We start from the raw sequence: 17,709 nt of genomic DNA, 5'->3' as shown, positions 1-17,709 counted from the left end.
AGGAAATCCATGAAGTCCATCGCCAACACCCTGCGCGCCTGCCTGCTGGCCAGCGCGGTCGTCACTGCACTCGGCCTCGTTGCCTGCAGCCCATCGCAAACCCCGCCTGCCGCTCCTGGCCAGGCCGCCGCCACGCCCGCAAGCAGCGGTGCGTACAGCATCCGCGGCACGCTGCCGGGGCTGGCCGATGGCACCGAGCTCAAGCTGCTGGTGCCGTCTGCAGCGACCGACCCGCTGCATGTCGAGCCGGTGGCCACGGCTACCGCGCAAGGCGGTGCGTTCGTGCTCAGCGGGCAGGTGCAGCAGGCGGTGCCAGCGGTGCTGATGGTCGGTAATCAGGGCTCGGTGAAGCTGGTGCTGGAACCGGGCGAGCTGCGTATCGAAGCCGGGGCCTTGGGGCCGGTGGCCAAGGGCGGCAGCCTGACCGAGCGGGTTTACGGCTATCTGGAAGATCCGGCCTATGTGGCCGCCTACCAGGCCAACCGCGAAGCCAATCGCAAGGCTTTCGACGGCGTCGATGAGAACGACGAGTCGGCGATGAAGGCCGCACGCGAATCGGTGGCTGCGCCGTTCACCGCCTTGACCAAGGTCAGGAACGACTATGACGCGGTCATCCTCGACGGTGCCGAGCCGACCCTGCTCAAGTTGCTCGTGCTTAGTGAAAACTACGACTGGAAACGCTACGACATGGCCCGCCGCGCGCAGCTGCTGGCCAGCTACAAGCAGGAGCTCGGCGCGCATCCCTTGATCGTGCAGATGGAGCAGGCCGCCGCTGACTACGCCAAGACCCAGCAGCTGGCCGAGAAGTTCGGTCCGGGCAAGCCCTATGCCGACATCGAGGCCGTCGGCGTGGACGGCAAGGTGGTCAAGCTGTCCGAGGTGCTGGCACGCAACAAGCTGGTGCTGCTCGATTTCTGGGCCTCGTGGTGCGGGCCGTGCCGGGGCGAGTTCCCGCACCTGCTGAAGGTCTACCGCGAATTCCACGCACACGGCTTCGAGATCTACGCCGTGTCCCTGGATGAAGACAAGGCGGACTGGACCAAGGCCATGCAGGAAGAGGGCGGCAGCAACGATCTGCCGTGGATCAACCTGCAGGCACCGGGCTTCGAGGACAAAGCCGCGCAGACCTACGGCGTGGTGCAGCTGCCACAGAACTACCTGATCGCCGGTGACGGCACCATTGTCGGCGTCGGCATGCGCGAGTGGGACGTCGAGCGCGCAGTGCGTGCGCAGATCAAGAAGGTTGAAGATGCGCCTGCACGTTGATGTCATCCGCCGCGCCGCGCTGAGTGCATTGCTGCTGCTCGGCGTGTTGCTGCCCGGCAGCGTGCTGGCGCAGGTGCAGGCCGAGCTGGTAACCGCCCAGCGCTCGGTGCAGCCGGGGCAACCGCTGCAGCTGGCCCTGCGCATGCAGCACGATCCGCATTGGCACAGTTTCTGGAAGAACGCCGGCACTGGCCTGCCGACCAAGCTGATGTGGGAGCTTCCGCCGGGTTGGACCGCCGAGGCGATCCAGTGGCCAACACCAATCCTGGTGCGTGACCGCGAAGGCAACATCACCGGTCACGGTTATGAAGGCCTGTCGTATCTGCCGGTGCGGCTCATCGCACCGGCTGACCTGAAGCCCGGCAGTACGGTCGAGCTAAAGGCGCAGGCCCGTTGGCTGATGTGCGAGACCGTGTGCATTCCGGGCAAGGCAGCCGTGAGTCTGAGCGTGCCGGTCAGTGCCGACCCACCACAGCCTGATGCCGATGTGCAGGCGGCGCTGGCGGCATTGCCGATGCCGAGCTCCAGCGAAGGCTGGCAGCTGGCGGCGACCCGTGAGCAGGGCGACCTGACCCTGCGCGTGGCAGCACCGGCCGATATTGCTGAGCTGCACTTCTTCCCGGCTGACGAATTCGTCTCCTACAAGGTGCCGCAGACGATCGGCAATCGCGGTGCACGCGCCTTGCTGAAGTTGCCACTGGACCCGGCCGAGCCCATGCCGGCCGATGCAGCGCTGCGCGGTGTGCTGGCCTATACCGACGCACAGGGCGTCTACCGTGGTGTCAGCATCGAGCTGCCGTTCGTGGCCGAGGCCGAAGCGACTGCCTTGGTCAGCACGGCCGACCTTGGGGCTGCACCAGCTTCGGGCGCAGGCAATGACGGCGCGCAGCTGTCGCTGTTGGTGCTGCTGTTCGCAGTACTAGGCGGGCTGATCCTCAACCTGATGCCATGCGTGTTCCCGGTGCTTGGCCTGAAGGTGGTTGGCTTCATCGAGCAGGCTGGCAACGACAGGCGCAAGGTCAGCCTGCATGCGCTGTCGTTCACCGCCGGTGTGCTGCTCTCGTTCTGGGCGCTGGCCGGCATGCTGGCGGTGCTGCGCGAAAGCGGACAGCAACTGGGCTGGGGCTTCCAGCTGCAGTCGGCACCGTTCGTGTTTGTACTGGCGCTGGTGATGCTGGCCTTCGCGATGAACCTCAGTGGCGTGTTCGAGGTTGGTATGCGCGCCACCAGCGTTGGCTCGAGCCTGCAGACGCGTAGTGGTGTGGCCGGCAGCTTCTTCAGCGGCATGCTCGCCACCGTGGTGGCAACGCCGTGCAGTGCGCCGTTCCTAGCACCGGCCCTGGGTGCAGCGTTGGCCCTGCCGACCGCACAGTCGTTCCTGGTGTTCACCGCCATCGCGTTGGGGCTGGCGCTGCCGTATCTGCTGCTGTCGGTATTCCCATCGCTGGTCAAACTGTTGCCGCGACCCGGTGCGTGGATGGAAACCTTCAAGCAGCTGATGGCCTTCCCGCTGTATGCCACCGTCGGCTATCTGCTGTGGGTGCTGGCCGGGCAGTTGCACGAAGCGGCCCTGCTCAATGCCTTGCTGGCGCTGTCACTGTTGGGCTTCGGTCTGTGGTTGTACGGCCGTGGCACCCGTCCAAGTGCACGCGGTAGCCGCGCAAAGCTCAGTGCGGTGGCTGGCGTGCTGGTGCTGGCTGCGGCGGTGCTGTTCGGCTGGCCGCGTGCACCAGCGCCGGAAGCGCTGCAATGGGAGGCCTGGAGCAGCGAACGCGTGCAGCAGTTGCAGGCCGAAGGCCGCCCGATCTACGTCGATTTCACCGCACGCTGGTGTGCCACCTGCCAGGTGAACAAGAAGGTGGTGTTCGCCGCGGCGCGAGTGAACGACTACTTCCGCGACAACGAGGTGGTTGCGCTGAAGGCCGATTGGACCAACGCCGACCCACTGATCACGGCTGAGCTGGAACGTTGGAACCGCAGCGCGGTGCCGTTCAACCTGGCCTATCCGGCTGGTGGCGGCCCGCCGCGCGAACTGCCCGAGGTACTCACGCCGGAGATCGTGCTCTCCGCGCTGGAAAACGCTACCCCACCAGGACGGGATTGAAATCCCGCCCCGACTTTCCCCGCGCCTCCGAGCGCATCTAGAGAGAACGCAACGCATGATTTCGCAACGCCTGTTGTGCGCCGGCCTTGCGCTGGGCTTGATGGCAGCTGCTGCTGCCTCGGCCGAGCCGGTCAAGGTCAATGGCTTCACCTACGTAAAATCCGCCGATGGCATCGATGAGTACCGGCTCGACGCCAATGGTTTGAGCGTCCTGTTGCTGCCCAACCATGCCGCACCGGTGGTGACCTTCCAGATGACCTACCGGGTCGGTTCGCGCAACGAGGTGACCGGCACTACCGGCGGCACCCACCTGCTCGAGCACCTGATGTTCATGGGCAGCACCAACTTCGACGGCGCGAACAACGTCGATACCTACCTGGACCGCGTCGGCGCCGGCTTCAATGCCACCACCTCGCTGGACCGCACCAACTACTACGCCACGCTGCCGCCGGCCGCGCTGGACGGTTACATCGCGATCGAAGCGGACCGCATGCGCGGCCTGCTGCTGCGCGAGAAAGACCGCCAGAGCGAGATGACCGTGGTGCGCAACGAGTACGAGCGCAATGAAAACAATCCCAATGGCGCCTTGATGAAGCTGATGTGGGCGACCGCCTTCAGTGCGCATCCGTACCACCATCCGGTGATCGGCTGGCGCAGCGATATCGAGAAGGTGTCCATCGAGAAGCTGCGCGAGTTCTACGACACCTTCTACTGGCCGAACAACGCCACCGTCACCGTGGTCGGCGATATCGACAGTGCCAAGGTGCTGGCCAGCATCGGCGACAAGTTCGGCAAGGTGCCGCGCTCGCCGCATGCCATTCCTGAGGTCTACACCACCGAACCGGAGCAGCAGGGCGAGCGTCGGGTGACGCTGCGTCGTGGCGGCGAAACCGGCACGGTGATGATGGCGTACAAGGCACCGGCTGGCCTGGACAAGGACATTCCGGCACTGAACGTGCTGGAGCTGGTGTTGCAGGGCGGCCGCAGCGCCCGCCTGCAGCGTGCGCTGGTGGACACCAGCAAGGCGGTGGCGGTATCGGGCGGCATGTACCAGCAGCGCGATCCCAGCCTGTTCATGCTGAGCGTGGCGCTGGCCCCGGACAGCAAGCACGAAGACATCGAGAAGATCGTCCGCGACGAGATCGCCAAGGTTGCCCGCGACGGCGTCAGCGTCGAGGAGATCAAGCGCGTGCTTGGTCCGTACCGCGCCGAGGAAGCCTACCGCCGCGATGGCACCGATCAGGCCGCCGATGCGCTCAACGAGTTCATCGCTATGGGTGATTGGACCCTGTATTCCAGCGCCCTGAAGGATCTTGAGAAGGTCACCCCGGCCGACGTGCAGCGCGTCGCCGGCAAGTATTTCACCGCAGAGCAGAGCACGGTTGGCTGGTTCGTGCCGGAGAGCAGCAAGTGAACAACGCAAAACGCATTCGACTGATTCCGCTGGCACTGGCTGCACTGTCCAGCCTTGCCGCATTCGCCGCACAGGCCGGTGTCGCTGATACCGCCGTGCACGCCAAGGCTGCAGGCATCGACCTGATCGTCTACCCGATGGGGGTCAAGGACGTGGTCACCTTCACCGGCTCGATGCCGCTGGGTGACGCCTTCCTCGCCGCCAAGGCCGATAACCCGGCGGTGCCGACGCTGACCGCGATGCTGCTGGAGGCCGGCACCATCCGCCGCGACAAGTTCGCCATCTCCGATACCCTCGACGGCATCGGTGCGCAGCTGTCTTTCAGCCCCAGCGCGGCACGCATCGGCATCTACGGCAAGAGCCTGAAGCAGGACCTGCCGACCGTGCTCGACCTGCTCGCCGAGCAGCTGCGCCAGCCGGCGTTCACCGCTGAAGAGTTGACCAAGGCCAAGGTGCAGCTGGAAGCGGCATTGCGCCAGGCCAGCGACAACCCCGGCGCGATGGCGCGTGAAACGCTGATGCTGAGCATCTTCCCGGCCGCCAGCATCAACGCACCGGCACCGCGCGAGGCCATGCTCAAGGCTGTGCCGCAGGTAACGCTGGAGCAGATCAAGGCCTTCCATGCCAAGTACTACGGCCCGGCGCACATGACCCTGGTGTTTGCCGGTGACGTCGATGCCAAGGCGATTGAGACCGCGGTTGCACACGGCTTCAACGGCTGGAGCGGCGGCGTCGACTATCTGCGTGATGCACCGGCGCGGCTGCCGGCCAAGGCCGCCGAGCACAGCATCGCGATGAAGGACAAGGCCAGCGTCAGTGTGTTCCTGGGCCAGGCCACCGGCCTGCGCTACACAGATGCCGACTACCTGCCGATGACGGTGGGCGTGGACGTGTTGGGTTCGGGCTTCACCGGCCGGTTGATGGCAGCGGTGCGCGCGAAGGAAGGCCTGACCTACGGCATCGGCGGCAACCTGCTGGGCAGCGACTACATGGACGGCGGCCTGGGCATCAGCACCACGTTTGCACCGGAGCTGATGGACAAGGGCATCGCCAGCACCCGCCGCGAACTGCAGCGCTGGTGGAAGGATGGCATCACTGCCGCCGAACTGGATGCACGCAAGCAGGCGATGGTCGGCAGCTACCAGGTTGGCCTGGGCAACACCGATGGGATGTCGGCGGCGATCATCGGCACGGTTGAGCGCGGTGTTGGCCTGGCATGGCTGGACAACTACCCGCAGGCGATCCAGTCGGTGACGCTGGAGCAGGTCAATGGCGCGATCCGCAAATACGTGGATCCTCAGAAGATGGTGCTGGTCAAGGCCGGCACCTTCACCAAGTAAGTCGAATTCTGCCAAGTGGTTCGACACCAGCAAACGCCGGCGTAAGCCGGCGTTTGTTGTTTCAAGACTATGTGCTGATCAGGCACGCACGCTGTTGGAAATGATCTCCACCCAATAGCCGTCCGGGTCCTTGATGAAGGCCAGGCTCTTCATGCGGCCATCAGTCAGGCGCTTCTGGAACGGCACGCCAAGTTCCTCGAAACGCGCACACGCTGCTTCCAGTTCCGGCACCGACACGCAGATATGGCCGAAGCCGCGCGGATCGCTGTTGCCGTCGTGGTATATCGCGCCGTCCTGGTTCTCGGTGCCGTGGTTGTGGGTGAGTTCCAGCACACCGGGAATGCCGGCCATCCACAGGCGGCGCTCGGCATCGTCCTGCGGCACCTGCACTCCGGCTGGCACATAGGCCAGGAAGTACAGGCTGAACTGCGCTTCGGCGAAATCACGCTGGTCGATAAGCTGGAAGCCGAGCACGCGCGTATAGAAATCCAGCGAGGCACGGATGTCCTTGACCCGCAGCATGGTGTGGTTGAACACGAAGCCGTTGGTTTCGGCCGGTACCTGGGCGGCGACGCCGGGCTGTTGAGCAAGGGTTTGAAGGCTCATGAAATCTGTCCTGTTGCGATGAATGGGGGAGGGCGCGCGTGCAGCTGCGGCAACGCAATGCTCATGCAGAAAGTTGCATTTGAAATCGCTAGCCCAGCTTGCGTGCGTCGATACAAAAAATCATCAACGGCATACCTTCAGTGGCTAGGCGGCTGCGCGCGCGCTGGCTATGCTGCGTCGCAGGATAGTCGTTGTTCCTCTCGTTTTGATGAAGCGCACATGCATTGCCTGATGTGCGCTGGGAAGTGACGCTGGCGCAAGGGCTGCGCGGATTGTTGGCAGGGGATGCCACCACGGACGGAGCCACGACGTGACCAGCGGCGGTTGACAAGGTTTCGCTGCTCGCGTTATTCATTGTATGTATATACAAATAACGGAATTGTCCGGAACTTCATGTCCTACCGTATGTGCCTGCCGTTGCTGCTGATGCTGGTGCTCGCCGTCGAAGGCGTGCTCGGGGCATGGGCGAGCACGCGCATGGTGCTGCATGCGGACGCGGCTCCGTCGGTTGCCGGGATTACCCGCGCGGCCAGTGCCAGCTGTGACCCGGTTCGAAGTGATCCGGTTCGAAGTGATGTGGCGGCTCGCACATCGGCAGCGCCGCGCGCAACCGGCGGTGGCGGTCACGATGAGCATGCCGGCAAATCGGCATCCAGCCATGCCGACGACTGCAGCTGCGCCGACAGCGTGGGCTGCGAATGCCTGTGTGTGTTCACCATCTATCCCCCCGCGACGGCGCTGTTGTTCGCCGGTGCGCATCCACCGGTATCGGCCGATACGCCATTGCCAGCGCTGGTATTGCCGGCGGGCAGGCTATCCCGCGTCTTCCGACCTCCCATCGTCTGAGCGGTTGTTCTCGCGTCACCACGACGTAGTAGTGAACCGTGCTCGCACCCGCGATCGCGGCTATCGCCCCGAGACAGAATCCCAGCGAGAGAGAACATGTATTTGAAGCCCCAAGCCTTGGCTGCGGCCATTGGCACGCTGTTGTGTGCCACCGCCGTCCACACCGCCAACGCGCAGGACGCGCAACCCCCGAATGAAGCCGCCCGCACGCTGGATGCCGTGCAGGTCACCGGCAGCCACATCAAGCGCGCGCAGTTGTCCGGGGTAGGCCCGGTCAGCGTGATCGACGCGCAGGCCATCGAACGCTCCGGCGCCACCTCGGTGGACACGCTGCTGCAGCGCTTGCCGGCCTCGGCCGGTTTTGCCGGCAGCCAAAGCAATGCCTATTGGGCCGAGAACGGCTATGGCACCACCCAGGTCAATCTGCGCGGCCTGGGCATCAACCGCACCCTGGTCCTGCTCAATGGCCGCCGCATCGTCAATGGCGGTACCGGCGCCAACAGCTCGGTCGATCTGAACATGATCCCGGTATCGCTGATCGAGCGCGTGGAAGTGCTCAAGGACGGCGCGTCGGCGATCTATGGCGCCGATGCGGTGGCTGGCGTGGTCAACATCATCACCAAGCAAGGTTTCGACGGCGCCGAGGCTGCCGTGCGTTACGGCCAGACCACTCGCGGCGATGGCGACGAAACCGCCGTGGATCTGGCCTGGGGCGTCACCAGCGATCGCGGCTCGTTGATGGCCGGCATCAACTATGCAGAAGGCGGCACGGTCAATATGGGCTCACGCGCGCCCTGTGGCCTGGCCGAAGTGGACGGCAAGCTGGTGTGCTCGGGCAGTTCGACCACAGTAGGCGGCCGCGCGCTGCTGGCCGATGGTAGCCGCGTCAACTTCAACCAGGTGCTGGGCGGCAACGGCGATTTCTACGAGCCGTACTCGGCCGCCAAACACAACTACAACGGCAACCCCACGCTCAACGCGGTCAATCCGATCAAACGCATCAGCATGAGCGTGTTCGGCGACAGCCAGCTCAGCGAAAACACCACGGTGTTCACCGAGCTGATGTACACCAATCGCCAATCCGATCAGCTGGCTGCGCCGGGCGGACTGGGTGTGTACCGGCCGATCAATATTGCTGCCGATCACCCGACCAACCCGACCGGACAGGACTTGCTGCTGCAGCGCCGACGCTTGGAAGAAGCCGGCCCGCGCCATTTCTCGCAGGAGGTGAACACCTTCCGTGGACTGGTGGGAGTGAAGGGTCAGTTCGGCACCGGCTGGGATTGGTCGGCAGCCTTGAACTGGGGCCGCAACACCGGCGTCGATGGCTCGGACAACGTCGCCAATCTTGATCGTGTCGAGCAGACCTTGAACCGCGGCATCTGCAGTCCGGTGCCGGGCGCTGCGATTCCCTGCGGCGACTATCTCGGCTACGGCGATCTGAGTCGCGAAGTGCTCGACTACATTCTCTATACCTCGCGCGATACCGGCGGTAACGAACAGAAGAGTTTCACCGCCAACCTCAGCGGGCAGATCTTCGAGCTTCCGGCTGGCTGGGTGGGCTTTGCTGCTGGCGTTGAAGTGCGCAAGGAACGTGGTTGGCGCAATCCCGATCCGCTGACTGTGCTGGGCATCGGCAATACCAACCAGCAGGATCCGATTGCCGGTGAATACACCGCCAAGGAAGTCTTTGCGGAGTTGGCTATCCCGCTGCTGCAGGACAACGTCATTGCTGATTCGCTGTATTTGAATCTCGCCGGCCGCGCATCGGATTACGACCTGTTCGGCCGTGATTACAACTACAAGGCCGGGCTGGATTGGCAGGTCAATTCCTCGCTGAAAGTACGCAGTACCTATGCCACCGCCTTCCGTATTCCGAACATTCCGGAACTGTTTGGCGGTGTGGCCGAAGGCAACCTGACCACCACCGATCCCTGCAGCAACTGGTCGGCCTTGCCGGCGGCCTCCACGGTGCGTGCCAACTGCCAGGCCTACGGCGTGCCGGCCGGCTATGTGCAGCCGGGCAATACCATCCTTACCACCTCGGGTGGTAATGCCGATCTGAAGCCGGAGGACGCCACCTCCTTCACCGCAGGCTTGGTATGGACGCCGGAGTTCCTGTCCGGGCTGACCTTGACGCTGGATTACTACAACATCCGCATCAAGCATGCGATCCAGCGCATCGACGGCTCCACCAAGCTTGCCATCTGCTACAACACGCCGGGCTTGGCGCATCCGTTCTGCGATGCCAGCAACTTCACCCGCAACCCGCGCACTGGCGAAGTCGACTTTCTGTCCTCGCAGCCGGTCAATGCCGCCAACGAACACGTAACCGGCTATGACTTCGGCGCGCTGTATGAGTTCAAGGCAGTGGGCTTCGATGCCAGTGTCAGTGCAGATGTGTCCTACCTGCAGCGCTACGACGTGCGGCCGTACGACGGTGCCGACCTGATCGAGTATGCAGGCAAGATCACCGGCGGCCGCGGCAGCTATGCCAAGTGGCGCGGTCTGGTTTCGATGAATGCCTCGCGCGACCAATGGTCGGGTACCTGGAGCACGCAGTACATCGGCCGGGCCGATGACATCAATGCGGCGCGCGGTGACATCGGTGACCACGCGCCGTCGGTGTTCTATCACAACCTGCAGCTCAAGTACGCGGTGAGCAAGGCGCTGGATGTATCGCTGGGCCTGGACAACGTATTCGACAAGAAGCCGCCCTTCATCCAGAGCTATACCGATGCCAACACCGATACGATGACCTACGACCTGCTGGGTCGCCGCTGGTACGCACGCATCGGCTACCGCTGGTGATTGGATGCGCCCCGTCGCAGCTGCGGCGGGGCGCGTCATTGAACGAGGACGATGTTGATGAAACCCGCATTCTGGGCACGCCGTGCCCACAAATGGATCGGTCTGGTGATCGGTGTGCAGGCGCTGCTGTGGATGCTCAGCGGTGTCTACATGACCGTGGTGCCGCTGGACGTGATCCATGGCGACCACCTGGCCCACGTGCATGGCACGCCGTTGCCGGCGCAGACCGCGCGCGTCGGCGCCGATGTGCTGGCCACTCGCTACCCGCAGATGGAGTCGTTCCGGCTCAAGCATGTGCTGGAACGCGAGGTCTATGAGATCCGCCAAGGAAAACAGAAATACCTGGTCGACGCCGCCAGCGGCGAACGCCTGGCGCCGATGGACCGCGAGCAGGCAATAGCGCTGGCCCAGTCGCTGTATCAGGGCGAGGGCGAAGTGGAGCGAGTGGAGTGGATCACCCGCGCGCCGTCAGAAGTAAAGACGCGACCGGTGCCGATGTGGGCCGTGCATTTCAGCGGCCGCGGCGACAGCACGCTGTATCTGTCACCAGACAGCGGTGAGCTGTTGGCACGCCGACACGACCTGTGGCGAGTATTCGACTTCGTGTGGATGTTGCACATCATGGATTACGAGAACCGTACCGACGTCAACAACACCTTGCTGCGTGCTGCCTCGATTGTTGGCTTGGTTTTTGCGCTTAGTGGTATCTGGTTGTTGTTCTACAGCTTCGGCAAGCGGAGGAGCGCATGACGCCCTGGATGCGGACCCTGCACAAGTGGGTGGGCCTGATCGTCGGCCTGCAGTTCGTGGTGTGGTTGGGCAGCGGCCTGATGATGAGCCTGCTTGATCCGGACAAGATCGAAGGCAGTGCCCAGCAAGCAGCAGCTGTCGCCAATCCTGCGTGGCCGGCCACGGCAGTGTCGCCGAGCGTGGCGCTGGCTGCAGCCAAGGGCGAGGCGGCAACACTGGACAGTGGCTGGTTGCTGCAACAGCCGGTGTACCGTCTGCAATCACCGGAAGGCACCGAGGTCATCGATGCCCTGAACGGCAAGCGCATCGTCATTGATGCGGCTGTTGCGGCGAAAGTCGCACATGCGGCCTATTCCGGCGATGGTGTTGCCGCTGCGCCGCAGTATCTGGGAAAGACGTTGGAAACCAGGGCCAACCCGGACCCGGTGTGGCGCGTGGACTTCAGCGATGCGCAGGACACCAGCATCTACGTCTCCGCGCACAGCGGCCAGGTGATGGAGCACCGCAACGCCACCTGGCGGTTGTTCGACATCTTCTGGATGTTGCACATCATGGATTACAGCAGCCGGGTCGATTTCAACAACCCGCTGGTGGTGGGCATTGGAATAGGCGGCCTATGGTTGGCGCTGACCGGCGTGTGGTTGTTGATCGCAAGTTTTCACCTGCAGGAGTTCATCCCGCGTCGCTGGCGGTCGCGTCGGCAGCTGATGGTCTACGCACCGGGCGGCGCGCATCTGCGCACGGTTGAAGTAGCCAGTGGTGACAGCGTTTATGTTGCACTGGCGCGCGAAGGCATCAATCTGCCTTCCAACTGCGGTGGTGGGCAGAGCTGCGGTCTATGCGAAGTGCGGGTGCGTTCTGGCGTGGGCAAGGCAACGGCGGCCGATCGCGCGCACGTGCCTGAGGCGAAGCGCAAGGTTGGTTGTCGACTGGCCTGCAATCTGCAGGTGGATGAAGACGTAGAGATCGAAGTTGCCGGCGGTGCCAGCCTTTGGACCGAACACTGGGCCATCGTCGAGAAGGTCGTCGCAGTGACGCCGTTCCTGCGAGAGATCCATCTGCGCCCGGAGCAGGCCGCGGATGCACAGTTCCAGTCTGGCTGCTATCTGCAGCTGCACGTGCCCGAGTACGAGCTGCCGCGCAGTGCAGTGTGGTATCCGGCCGAGCATGACGAGGATTGGAAGGCACTGTCCTTGCCTGCGACCTTGCAGAACAAGGCGGCGGTACGGCGTTCGTACTCGCTGGCAACACCAGTGTCCAACGCGGACGGCGGGCTGGTGCTGCTGGTCCGCTTCAGCCCCGGCTGGCAGGAGAATCGCAAGCATCCGCCGGGCAAGGGCTCGACCTATGCCTATACGCTGCGTGAGGGCGACCGTGTCCGCTACAGCGGGCCGTTCGGTGACTTTGCACTCAGTGGCAGCGAGCGCGAGAAGATATTCATTGGCGCTGGCGCGGGCATGGCGCCACTACGTGCGCTGATCCAGCAGCGTCTGGATGAGGGCGGTGGCGAGCGTATCCACTATTGGTACGGCGCCCGTGGCGAGCGTGATTGCCCTTATGTCGAGCAGATGCAGGAGCTGGCGCATGAGCATGCCAACTTCAGTTGGCATCCGGTGTGGTCAGGGCAGGGGGCAGACGCGCGTCGAGTGCATGAGGCGATGCATGAAGATCTATTGAAGCAGCATCCGGATCTGGCGGGTTGCGAGTTCTATCTGTGTGGGCCGCCGGCGATGTTGGCGGCGACCAGGCAGCTGCTGCGCAAACTGGGTGTTGCGGATGAGCGGGTTGCGTTTGATGACTTCAAGATCTGAGTGAACTAGAGCTTGGCTGTCGCGGCTGCAGATGTTGGAGGTCTGCAGGTGTTGCCGTTGTAGTTGTAGTTGTAGTTGTAGTTGCTGTTGCTTCGGCTTCGGCTTCGGCTTCGGCTCTGGCTCTGGCTCTGGCCTTGGCTCTGGCTCTGGCTCTGGCTTCGGCTTCGGCTTTGGACACTCCCTTCTCCCGCTTGCGGGAGAAGGTGCCCGGAGGGCGGATGAGGGGAGCTTTTGACTTTGCTTAGCTAGAAGCTTCCCCTCACCCCAACCCCTCTCCCGTAAACGGGAGAGGGGCTTTACTCCGATCATTTTTGCGGTGGACTTACTCGTGCTTTGAGAACTCGCTCAACGAACCATCATTGCCCAGCAGTGCAACCGTAAACGCCTGGCGATAACCATCCGGCGACTCCATGCCCGGTGTACCAACCGGCATGCCCGGCAACACCAGCCCGCGCGCCTGCGGGCGCTCGGCCAGCAGCTTCTTGATGTCTTCCACCGGCACATGGCCTTCCACCACATAGCCGTCGATCTCGGAAGTGTGGCAGGACATCATGCCGTCACCGATTCCCAAGCGCTGCTTGACCGCCATCATGTCGCTGGTGTCATTGAGCTGTACCGGGAAGCCAGCGGCCTGCATATGCTCGGCCCAGCCACCACAGCAACCGCAGTTCGGGTCCTTGTGCACAACCACAAGCGGCAAGGCCTTGGTGGCCGGCGCAGCTTCAACAGCTTTCACAGGTGTCACAGCAGCCGTTGCGGCTGCCACAGCAGCAGTCGACGGACTGGCATTGCAGGCGCTGATCAACAGAGTGCTGGCAGCCAACACCAGCAACGAGAACATCGGTTTTGAACGCATTTTCATGATCTTGATTCCTTGGGCAGTTCGCCGCACCGACCGCTGGCCGATGCGGCGGTAGGGCATCACAGCATCGACAGGCCGCGCTCGAATTCCCTGGCGTCGAGTTTGCCATCGCGGTTGCCGTCGCTCATGCCGAAGTGCGGCAGTAGTGGGTGACCGCTGGGCAGCTCCTCGCGGCTGATGAAGCCATCCTTGTTGGCATCAAAGCGTTTGAACGTTGCCGCTGCATCAGCCTGCGGTGCCTTTGCAGCAGGTTTTGCAGCCGGTGCGTGATGCTCGTGGCCGGCATGCTGGGCCTGCGCGATGGAAACGGAGGCAAGGCAGATCACGCCGACCAGTGCGGCCTGGATAAAGAACTTCATCGAATGTATTCCTTGTAGGGAGAGTGGTGATGGCGTCGGCACGCGACGCCATCACTACGAATCAGAACCAGAAGCGCACGCCGGCAACCCAGCGCGATTCACTCACGCCTTCGCCGGCATCACGGTGCATATCAGCGGTATTGCCGAACGCGCGTTCGTGCACAAAGCCCACATACGGCGCGAACTTGCGGGTGAACTCGTAGCGCAGGCGCAGGCCTGCTTCCACGCTGCTCAGGCCCTTGCCGACACCGCGGCGCGGATCATCATCGGCAACGATGCTGGCTTCCACCACCGGCTGCAGGATCAGCCGGTTGGTCAGCAGCACGTCGTACTCGACCTCGAAGGCCAACTCGGCCTTGCGCGGTCCGCCGATGTAAGCCATCGCTGAGACTTCGAACTTGTACGGCGACATGCCCTGCAGACCGAAGGCTGCGCGGGTCAGGTCCGGCGATTCACGGTTGTTGTCATGCCGAGCGCCAGCCACCACGTCCCACCACGGCGAGATCGAATGGCCGTACAGCGCATCCACCGACCAGTCGCCGAGCGCGTTGTCGCTGCGCTCGCCTTCGCTGCGGATCCACAAGCGGTTGATGTCGTTGCCGAACCAGGAGTCGATACCCCAGGCCTGGCCGCTGCCATGGGCGTTGTCCCAGGCTTCCAGGTGATCGAACACCACCAGGCTGTTGAACGACGGCGCGTGCTCCATCGCATGCGGCTTCAACACCGGGAAGGCGTCGTCGAAGTCCTGCTTGGTCGGCGTCGGGATCGGTTCGCGCGGTGTGTCGCTGGCATTGCTGCCCTGCATGTTGTGGCCTGCATGCGGATCGGCCGGCATCGCATGTCCCGCGTGCGGGTCGGCTGCCGCGCCGTGGCTGGAATGATCTTGAGCCTTGGGCATTGCATGACCAGCATGTGGATCAGCTGGCATCGCATGCCCGGCATGCGGATCTGCAGCCTTGGCCTTTTCACCGTGGCCACGATGCGCGGCATGCGGATCGGCCGGCTTCGCCTTGGGCATGTTGTGCCCGGCATGCGGATCCACTGCTGGCTTTGCTTCAGCGGTGTGCCCGGCGTGGCCCGCATGCGGGTCCTGCGCGAAGGCGTTGCCGCTGGCGGCCAGGGCGATGAACAACAGCGAGTGAGAGAAGGTCTTCATGCGTCGATCCTCACTTCGCGCATCATGCCCGCTTCCATGTGGTACAGCAGATGGCAATGGAAGGCCCAACGGCCCAGCGCATCCGCACGCACGCGGTAGCTGCGGCGTGTGCCTGGCGGCATGTCAACGGTGTGCTTGCGCAGCTGGAACTCGCCGTCGGCGTTCTCCAGATCACTCCATACGCCGTGCAGATGGATCGGGTGCTGCATCATCGTGTCGTTGACCAGCACGATGCGCATGCGCTCGCCATAGTTCAACTTGATGGGTTCGGCGCCGGCAAACGGTATGCCGTCGAAATTCCAGGCGAACTTTTCCATGTGACCGGTGAGATGCAGTTCGATCTCGCGGCCGGGCTCGCGTCCATCCGGGTCCTCGAACAAGGAACGCATCGCGCCGTAGGTCAGCACCTTGCGGCCGTTGTCGCGCAGGCCGATGCCGGGGTCGTCGAGCTTGGGCTCGGTGGCCGCGGTCTGCATGTCGATCAGCGGGTTGCCGGCTTCGCTGGGCTTGTGCTTGGGTGACTTGTCGCCGCCGCCATGGGCACCGTGGCCCATCGCTGCACCGCAGCCACCTTCCATGCCCTTGGCGCCCATGTTGGCGCCGCAACCACCTTCCATGCCGGCACCGTGATCGCCATGGCTGCCCATGTCGTGGCCCATATCGCTCATGGTCAACAGCGGGCGCGGATCAATCTGCGGAATCGGTGCCTGCAGGCCCTGGCGCGTTGCCAGCGTGCCGCAGGCATAGCCGGTGCGGCCCATGTCCTGCGCAAACAGGGTGAAGGCATCCTGGCCAGTTGGCTGGACGATGACGTCGAAGGTCTCGGCCGGTGCGATACGGAACTCGTCAATGCTGACCGGATGGATGTACTGGCCATCGGCGGCTACCACGGTCATCTTCAAGCCGGGGATGCGCACGTCGAAGTAGGTCATCGCCGAGCCGTTGATGAAACGTAGCAGGACCTTTTCGCCACTGCGGAACAGGCCGGTCCAGTTGCCGGCCGGCGCGGTGCCGTTCATCAGGTAGGTGTAGGTGTGGGCGTTGATGTCGGACAGGTCGGATGGCGTCATCCGCATCCGGCCCCACATGCCACGGTCGCTCAGCGTCTCGCGCAGACCATCCTTGCGCGCATCGCGCATGAAGTCACCGACCGTGCGCTGGTAGGTGTTGTCGTGCATCGGCATCTTCTTCATGCGCCGGAACAGCGCAGTCGGATCCATGTCGGTCCAGTCCGAGAGCATGACCACGTGCTCGCGGTCGAAGTGATACGGCGGCGGTGCCAGCGGATCGACGATCATCGCGCCGTACAGGCCGGCCTGTTCCTGGAACATCGAATGGCTGTGATACCAGTAAGTGCCGGACTGCTTGAGCTGGAACCGGTACTGGTAGGCCTCGCCCGGCGCGATGCCGTTGAAGCTCAGCCCCGGCACGCCATCCATGTTGGCTGGCAGCAGGATGCCGTGCCAGTGGATGGAGGTCATTTCGTCGGTGAGCGTATTGGCCACGCGCAGGTTGACCGTATCGCCTTCGCGTAGGCGCAGGATTGGCGCCGGCAATGAGCCATTTACGGTGATGGCAGGGCGGGTACGGCCGGTGAAGTTGGCTGCCGAGCGGCCAATCGCAAGGCTCAGCTCGGTACCACGCAGCTCAACTGGCGGCACCGCCATGGCGCTGCCGGCGGCGAAGGCCTGCGGAATACGCGCCAAGCCGGCACCGGCGACGACGCCGCCAATGGCCAGGCCTTGCACGAAGCGACGTCGCGACAGCACCGAGCGCGAATCGGAAAGGAAATCAGAAGACATGTGGAACTCCCGGTCACACAGCCGCATCACGATGCGTCGCTGCATGTCCTGAACAGATCAAGGGTGCACCAGGGCGATGGCCTTGGCACAGATATCTGCGGACGCCAGAAGGCGCGGGAATCAGGCGATGGGAGGGCGGTTGAGCTGGCCCGGGGCCACGTCGTCGCGAGAGGGCAGTGCTGGCATTGACGCCAATGCATGACGCATCGGTGCAAGCCGCGTCATCGTGACGCTGGGCAGCATGTTGCAATGCTGCTTACAGTCGCAGCTGTCACCGCTGGCACAGGGCGTACTGGCTTGTTCGTCCTGGCAGCAGTCATGCGCACTGTCAGCGATGGCAAAACCGGGGTCAGAGTGCGGTTTCGATGCGACCCCGCATTCTGACCCCGGAAATCTTTCAGATCGTCATTCCCGCGAAGGGGGAATCGCTCGGGCTCTGGCTTTTGCTTGAAGGCAAAACCGGGGTCAGAGTGAACTGCCCCGGATTCCATGGATAAGGTAGTCAGGGGACACTCCTGACCTGTTGATATTGCTGCTCGATCTGTAAAGGCGTGGTGTAGCCGAGAGCTGAATGGAGCCGGG

General features: G+C 63.6%; 13 protein-coding genes. 8 read left to right on the top strand and 5 right to left on the bottom strand.

The genetic code is table 11. The features are described from left to right. The first annotated feature begins 9 nt into the window (after positions 1-9). The 4 genes from ACVOLR_RS12150 to ACVOLR_RS12135 are packed head-to-tail and all read left to right on the top strand — an operon-like array spanning position 10 to position 6,124. Positions 10-1,266 carry a redoxin domain-containing protein gene (locus ACVOLR_RS12150; protein WP_481536649.1) on the top strand — a complete coding sequence of 419 codons (1,257 nt, stop codon included), beginning with the start codon at positions 10-12 and terminating at the stop codon, positions 1,264-1,266. Next, positions 1,250-3,370 (top strand): protein-disulfide reductase DsbD family protein, encoded by a 2,121-nt coding sequence (locus tag ACVOLR_RS12145; protein ID WP_481536648.1) that lies wholly within the window; start codon positions 1,250-1,252, stop codon positions 3,368-3,370. The genes ACVOLR_RS12150 and ACVOLR_RS12145 overlap by 17 nt, the downstream gene beginning before the upstream one ends. A gap of 55 nt (positions 3,371-3,425) precedes the next feature. After that, entirely contained in the window at positions 3,426-4,784 is a 1,359-nt protein-coding gene (locus ACVOLR_RS12140; protein ID WP_481530488.1) for a M16 family metallopeptidase, read from the top strand. After that, positions 4,781-6,124 carry a M16 family metallopeptidase gene (locus ACVOLR_RS12135; protein WP_481536647.1) on the top strand — a complete coding sequence of 448 codons (1,344 nt, stop codon included), beginning with the start codon at positions 4,781-4,783 and terminating at the stop codon, positions 6,122-6,124. The genes ACVOLR_RS12140 and ACVOLR_RS12135 overlap by 4 nt, the downstream gene beginning before the upstream one ends. Positions 6,125-6,202: 78 nt before the next feature. On the opposite strand, the gene gloA is transcribed toward ACVOLR_RS12135, so the two are convergent. Continuing rightward, a complete protein-coding gene (gloA, locus tag ACVOLR_RS12130) occupies positions 6,203-6,730 on the bottom strand; it encodes a lactoylglutathione lyase (RefSeq protein ID WP_481536646.1) in 528 nt (175 codons plus the stop codon). A gap of 393 nt (positions 6,731-7,123) precedes the next feature. Between gloA and ACVOLR_RS12125 the strand changes: the two genes are divergently transcribed. The 4 genes from ACVOLR_RS12125 to ACVOLR_RS12110 all read left to right on the top strand — a co-directional run bounded on the left by ACVOLR_RS12125 (position 7,124) and on the right by ACVOLR_RS12110 (position 12,948). Beyond that, entirely contained in the window at positions 7,124-7,576 is a 453-nt protein-coding gene (locus ACVOLR_RS12125; protein ID WP_481536645.1) for a CopL family metal-binding regulatory protein, read from the top strand. A gap of 96 nt (positions 7,577-7,672) precedes the next feature. Then, positions 7,673-10,387 (top strand): TonB-dependent receptor, encoded by a 2,715-nt coding sequence (locus ACVOLR_RS12120; protein ID WP_481536644.1) that lies wholly within the window; start codon positions 7,673-7,675, stop codon positions 10,385-10,387. 57 nt (positions 10,388-10,444) lie between these two features. Next, the gene (locus ACVOLR_RS12115; protein ID WP_481536643.1) at positions 10,445-11,137 is read left to right on the top strand and encodes a PepSY domain-containing protein; all 693 of its coding nucleotides are present in this window, start codon (positions 10,445-10,447) and stop codon (positions 11,135-11,137) included. Next, the gene (locus tag ACVOLR_RS12110) at positions 11,134-12,948 is read left to right on the top strand and encodes a 2Fe-2S iron-sulfur cluster-binding protein (protein ID WP_481536642.1); all 1,815 of its coding nucleotides are present in this window, start codon (positions 11,134-11,136) and stop codon (positions 12,946-12,948) included. The genes ACVOLR_RS12115 and ACVOLR_RS12110 overlap by 4 nt, the downstream gene beginning before the upstream one ends. 322 nt (positions 12,949-13,270) lie before the next feature. On the opposite strand, the gene ACVOLR_RS12105 is transcribed toward ACVOLR_RS12110, so the two are convergent. From ACVOLR_RS12105 to ACVOLR_RS12090, 4 genes are all read right to left on the bottom strand, one after another. Then, a complete protein-coding gene (locus ACVOLR_RS12105; RefSeq protein WP_481536641.1) occupies positions 13,271-13,810 on the bottom strand; it encodes a DUF411 domain-containing protein in 540 nt (179 codons plus the stop codon). Between the two features lie 59 nt (positions 13,811-13,869). Further along, the gene (locus tag ACVOLR_RS12100) at positions 13,870-14,169 is read right to left on the bottom strand and encodes an EF-hand domain-containing protein (protein ID WP_481536640.1); all 300 of its coding nucleotides are present in this window, start codon (positions 14,167-14,169) and stop codon (positions 13,870-13,872) included. Between the two features lie 61 nt (positions 14,170-14,230). Further along, positions 14,231-15,325 carry a copper resistance protein B gene (locus tag ACVOLR_RS12095; protein ID WP_481536639.1) on the bottom strand — a complete coding sequence of 365 codons (1,095 nt, stop codon included), beginning with the start codon at positions 15,323-15,325 and terminating at the stop codon, positions 14,231-14,233. Next, a complete protein-coding gene (locus tag ACVOLR_RS12090; RefSeq protein WP_481536638.1) occupies positions 15,322-17,127 on the bottom strand; it encodes a copper resistance system multicopper oxidase in 1,806 nt (601 codons plus the stop codon). The genes ACVOLR_RS12095 and ACVOLR_RS12090 overlap by 4 nt, the downstream gene beginning before the upstream one ends. Positions 17,128-17,709 lie beyond the last annotated feature (582 nt).

It is taken from the genome of Stenotrophomonas sp. STEN030 (assembly GCF_056759995.1).
The sequence above is the reverse complement of the archived record's forward strand: the minus strand, read 5'-3'. Positions and strand labels throughout refer to the sequence as shown.